This window comes from Paraburkholderia rhynchosiae (genome assembly GCF_002879865.1).
GTDB lineage: Bacteria > Pseudomonadota > Gammaproteobacteria > Burkholderiales > Burkholderiaceae > Paraburkholderia > Paraburkholderia rhynchosiae.
The window spans coordinates 1-5295 of record NZ_PNXY01000080.1; the positions used below are offsets into that span (position 1 = coordinate 1).

The window sequence follows — 5295 nt, forward strand, 5'->3', positions numbered from 1 at the left end:
TTCTGGAATTTGCTCTTTCGAATGAGCAGTCCTTCGGAAGTCATGTCGGCAAGGCGCAGGTTCAGGGCCTCCGAGATCCGCATGCCCGTGGCTAACAGCAGGGCAATTAATGTCGCATACGTTTGTGGTTGCAACGTGCCGCGAGGGCCCGATTGCAAGGCTGTGTTGATCAGGCGCTCAATGTCGGCGCAGGTGTACCTCCAATAGATATTCTACGTGGGCACGCGGAACCAAAATCTCAGGTCCGTGTTATTGAGAGGTCGAGTCATCTTTACGGCCGAGCAGATAGCCAGCGATCGTGCCAAGCAAGCCGATCGCCGGCGCGACTGTCTGGGCGTCGAATCCTGCTGTCATCGAAAAGAGGATGCCCACGACGACAAGCGTCAAACTTAGAGGCGTTAACAGAATGACTTTTGCAGGTGTCGCCAGCATATGACGCAGCAGGCGATTTTGAGGAAAGCCTCGTGAATGAAAGCGAGGCGCTCGAATCGAATGCGCAGTCGGCGAAAGTTGTGAAGCCACGAAATGGTCCGCTCTACGACCCAGCGTGTTTTGCCTAGACCGCTACCATGAGGCTGACCGCGTCGAGCGATTTCGGTTGCAATGCCGGCGGCATGCAGTGGACGTCGATATTTGTCGTGGTCATAGCCTCTGTCGCCCTGAACGACCCGAGGCTTCGATAGTGGTCTGCCACGCTTGCCGCCGATAGGCGGAATAGCCTCGACCAGCGCTTGAAGTTGAGTGACGTCGTTTCGGTTGGCGCCGGTCAGTATCACCGCGAGCGGGATGCCCTGCGCTTCGGTGATGAGGTGGTGCTTCGAACCCGGTCGCGCGCGGTCTGTGGGATTCGGTCCTGTTTTTGACCTGAGCCCACAGCGCGGATTGAAGAGGAATCGACGATGACGCGAGACCAGTCGATTTGGTCCGCTGCGCGCAATCGCGCAAGCAGCACCTCGTGCAACTGCTCCCACACGCCGGCGGCCTGCCAGTCACGCAAACGACGCCAGCAACTCATGCCGCTGCCGCAGCCCATCTCGCGAGGCAGTAGGTCCCAACGCAGGCCCGTCTGTAAGACGAAGAGAATGCCCGTGAGCACCGCACGATTGTCGAGCGGCTTGCGTCCTGGATAACGGGTTCGCCGTAGCTTGGGAGGGGGCAACAACGGTTCGATGAGTGCCCACAGTTCGTCGTCGAGTATCGGCTTGGCCATGTCCTTTTCGTCGTCGAAACAATGAAAAGGTTAACAGCATTCATCGAGGGTTAACAGCCCCTTCGTTCATTTTGTTAAAGGTTCTTAGACCTTTGATGACCTCGTTGGCCGACGCATTCGAATTTTTGAGCAATGAATATTGGACTAAAAGAACGCTCAAGCCAAAGGCCAGCACGATGACGGAGAGCCAGAATTCTCGGCTAGTCAGTAGCGTCACCGGAATAACGCTATTCGCCACGCCCTTCATCGCGTGATTCGTCGCGTCCGTAGAAGATGCAGCGCCCGATTGTGCAATGCAATTGCAGATTGGATTTAACAAAGCAATTAGAACAAGCGACCTGGCTTTCACGGCGACTCCGTAAGGACGTTTGTCACTTAGCATGATAGCAACGGGAATTGGCCGTTGTGTTCTTTACCGTACAGTTCGGATCACAGCGTCGAGCTAGTAAGCAGATGGGCAGGCACGCAACCGGCCGACCCCGCTCAATCCTGTCCGCTTACCGTATCAAACGAGCACATCGGATTGCGATGCCGGCTGATCACCGGGCACCCAGGTGGGAATTTAGTTCGACACTTCGGGGGAAATTACGGGCCGCATTGACACACAAACCACAATCCGGGCAATGGGATGGGGCGAGTCTCTGACGCTCATGGCGAAGGTGTCGGCAGTGTGGCGGATTGTGAATCCCGATATGCGCCAGACGGCCGATGAACTGATGAACTAGCAGCGCAAGGATTCATCGCAATGGGCCCAGACCTATTCTGGAGCGCGGCGCCCCGCGCCCGGCATCCAACTGTTGGACAAGACGACTGGGACAAGGCCGACAAGCTCTATGAGGCCTATGATCTCGACAAGGGTGCGGGCGATATCGCCACCACGGCCAAGGCAGCGCATGCGTTTCCATGCGCGTCCGGTAGGGTTGGCCCCATGGGCTTTCGCCTAGGCGGTCTAATGACCATTCTGATCGCGGTAAGAACCGAGGTCGATGCGGCGCTGAGCTACTGCGGCGGCCGGACCGCGGTGCACCTCTCGGAAGCGGTCAACGTCGAGGCGCCTGTCATGGTGCATGTCGGGGAGGTTGACGATTACATTTCTCGCGACGCGCAACAGGCTATTAAGACGGCATTCGCTAGCCGCCCTGAAGCAGCAACTACAGGGATTGCGTGTTTACGCCGACCGAAAATTCAGCCACATGTAGGGATCGCGCCGACTGAAAATTGAGCCGGGTAATCAACCTATCCTGCTAGTTTTTCTGGCAGGGTGTTTGGGGATGATCCCGATGACGATGATTGGCAAGGTGCGGCGGATGTTCCACCGCCAGAACAAGTCGGTACGCGAGATAGCGCGTCTCACAAGCCTGTCGCGCAACACGATCAGTAAATATCTGAACATGGATGTTCAGGAGGAGCCGAAGTATCAGCGGCGCTCCCAGCCGACCCGGTTGACGCCGTTTCATGAGGTGCTGGTGCAGGCGCTCAGTGTTGACGCACGGCGACCGAAGAAGGAACGCCGCACTGCCTGGATGCTGTTCCAGGAAATCAAGGCTGGCGGCTACGACGGCTGTTACTCGCGGGTGACCGATTTCATCCGGGCCTGGCGGCAAGGCGAAGGCAAGGCGGTTTCCAAGTCGGCGTTTGTGCCGTTGCGGTTCGAGCTGGGCGAGGCATTCCAGTTTGACTGGTCCGAGGAAGGGCTGGTCGTCGGCGGCATTTACCGCAAGCTGCAGGTGTCGCACATGAAGCTGTGTGCGTCGCGGGCGTTCTGGCTGGTTGCCTATCCGAGCCAGGGGCACGAGATGCTGTTCGACGCCCATACGCGCTCGTTCGCGGCCTTCGGCGGGGTGGCCCGCCGGGGCATCTACGACAATATGAAAACGGCCGTAGACAAGGTTCACAAAGGCAAGGGCCGCACGGTCAATCCGCGTTTCGCAGTGATGTGCTCGCACTACCTGTTCGATCCGGACTTCTGCAACGTCGCCAGTGGCTGGGAGAAAGGCGTCGTCGAGAAGAACGTGCAGGACAGTCGTCTGCGCATCTGGATTGAGGCGCGTGCGCAACGCTTCGGCAGTTTCGCCGAACTGAATGCATGGCTGGCGACCCGATGCCGGTCGTTGTGGGATCAGGTGAAGCACCCGGACTATCGTGAGCTGAGCGTCGCCGACGTGTTCGAGCAGGAGCGCGCCCATCTGATGCCGATGCCGACACCGTTTGACGGTTATGTTGAGCGCGCAGCTCGGGTGTCGTCGACCTGCCTGGTGGTGATTGGCCGCAATCGCTACTCGGTGCCGTGCGAATTTGCAGGCCAGATGCTCAGTACGCGGCTCTATCCGTGCCGTGTTGTGGTGGTGGGCGATGATGCCGTGGTGGCCGCCCATGAGCGACTGGCCGACGAAGGATCGGTGCGATACGACTGGCAGCACTATATCCCGCTGATCCAGCGCAAGCCGGGGGCGCTGCGTAACGGTGCTCCGTTCCAGGACATGCCCGAGCCGCTGCAACGCCTGCGTCGGGCGTTACTACGTGAGCCAGGTGGTGACCGGGTAATGGCGAAGGTTCTGGCGCTGGTCCCGGAAAGCGGTCTGGATGCCATAGTGGTTGCAGTCGAGCTTGCATTGGAGCAGGCGCCGCCCTCCGGGCGCGTGAGCGTCGAGCATGTGGTGAACGTGCTGTCGCGCATGCGCAGCGTGCAGATGCCGCCGAAGATCGAAACTGCGCTACAACTGACGACACCGCCGCTGGCCGACACATCACGCTACGACGGGCTGCGCCCGGCGCTGCAACAGCCGGAGGCCGGTCATGCGTGATCTGATCGTCGAACTCAAACACTTGCGGCTGCACGGCATGGCTGCCGGCTGGGCCGAACTGCTTGAACAGGTGAATGTCGAGGCGGCGTCTTCGCAATGGCTGCTCGAACGGCTGTTGCAGGCCGAGGTCGCGGATCGGGCCGTGCGTTCGGTCAGCCACCAGATGAACGCGGCGAAGTTCCCGGTGCATCGCGACATCGCCGGCTTTGACTTCGATGGCTCGCCGGTCGATCGGCAGCTCGTCATTCAACTGGCCAGCATGACGTTCACCGAGGGCGCGCACAACCTGGTTCTGGTCGGGGGACCGGGCTCGGGCAAAACGCATCTGGCGACCGCCATCGGCGTGTCCGGCATCATGCACCACGGCAAGCGGGTGCGCTTCTACTCGACCGTGGATCTGGCCAACTCACTGGAGCAGGAAAAGGCGCAGGGACGCGCCGGGAGGATCGCGGCGAGCCTGCTGCGCCTTGACCTGGTCATTCTGGACGAACTCGGATATCTGCCCTTCAGCCAGGCCGGCGGGGCGTTGCTATTCCACCTGCTGAGTCGCCTGTACGAGCACACGAGCGTTGCCGTGACGACGAATCTGGACTTCGCCGAATGGTCCAGTGTGTTCGGCGACGCGAAGATGACCACGGCATTGCTGGATCGTCTGACCCATCACTGCCACATCGTGGAGACCGGCAACGAGAGCTACCGTTTCCGCCATAGCAGCGCCAGTGCAAAGAAGCGTATCCGCTCGCGTGAAGCGGTGCGCAGAGCCGACGGTGCGAGCGCGAACGAATCAGCCTGATCGTCGCTTGCCGCGCAGTGGAAGCCGCTACGGGCTACGCCCTCCGCAGCTTCCACTGCGCAATACATCCTCACACGAAGGAGGACAAGCACTCCGCAAACCCATACACTTATCCACAACCGGTCCTGCTTCGGACCGGTCTCCACCCCGGCTCAAAGCTCGGTCGGCGCGGTGGCTCAAAGTTCATTCGGCGCGGACAGGGATTGCGGACAGGCACATGGATTTGGTCGACACCGCAGCGCACGCTATGACATCGAAGCCGCCGCGCTGGCAAACGCACGCACCGTGAATTTTTTCGAAGCATCTGGGTTGAGCGCGTGCGTTGCGGTTATGAACGTCCGCTCTGGAAAAATGTGACTGGCCGCTTCACGCCCTGAGGCGGTCAGTCAAGGTTTTTCCGAGGGCATGCGCAGCCCACATCCTTGACCTTGTAGCCTCGGGCGTCGCTCATTCATGAAACGGCGGATGTCGAAGAAACGTCGTGCGCT

Annotated in this window: 5 protein-coding genes and 1 pseudogene; 3 read left to right on the top strand and 3 right to left on the bottom strand. The window is 59.9% G+C overall.

Annotated elements, in window-relative coordinates:
* The 3 genes from C0Z16_RS39275 to C0Z16_RS36675 all read right to left on the bottom strand — a co-directional run.
* On the bottom strand, positions 1–209 hold a 209-nt coding region (locus C0Z16_RS39275; RefSeq protein ID WP_208638673.1), incomplete at its 3' end, for a tyrosine-type recombinase/integrase.
* Positions 210–398: 189 nt separating this feature from the next.
* Positions 399–1210, bottom strand: a protein-coding gene (locus C0Z16_RS36670) for an IS5 family transposase (RefSeq protein WP_175130789.1) whose coding sequence is annotated in 2 segments (ribosomal slippage) — positions 399–862 and positions 862–1210 — 813 coding nt in all. Because the reading frame shifts where the segments join, the coding sequence is not laid out codon by codon here.
* A gap of 40 nt (positions 1211–1250) precedes the next feature.
* Positions 1251–1559, bottom strand: coding sequence for a hypothetical protein (locus C0Z16_RS36675; RefSeq protein WP_146014420.1), 309 nt, complete (start codon positions 1557–1559; stop codon positions 1251–1253).
* A 378-nt stretch (positions 1560–1937) separates the two neighbouring features.
* Between C0Z16_RS36675 and C0Z16_RS36680 the strand changes: the two are divergent.
* The 3 genes and pseudogenes from C0Z16_RS36680 to istB all read left to right on the top strand — a co-directional run.
* A pseudogene (locus tag C0Z16_RS36680) lies at positions 1938–2432 on the top strand (dienelactone hydrolase family protein); the annotation flags it as partial.
* Positions 2433–2490: 58 nt separating this feature from the next.
* Positions 2491–4014, top strand: coding sequence for an IS21 family transposase (gene istA, locus C0Z16_RS36685; RefSeq protein ID WP_102636816.1), 1524 nt, complete (start codon positions 2491–2493; stop codon positions 4012–4014).
* Positions 4007–4807, top strand: a complete 801-nt coding sequence (istB, locus tag C0Z16_RS36690) for an IS21-like element helper ATPase IstB (RefSeq protein ID WP_102636815.1) — start codon at positions 4007–4009, stop codon at positions 4805–4807. The genes istA and istB overlap by 8 nt, the downstream gene beginning before the upstream one ends.
* Positions 4808–5295: the final 488 nt, after the last annotated feature.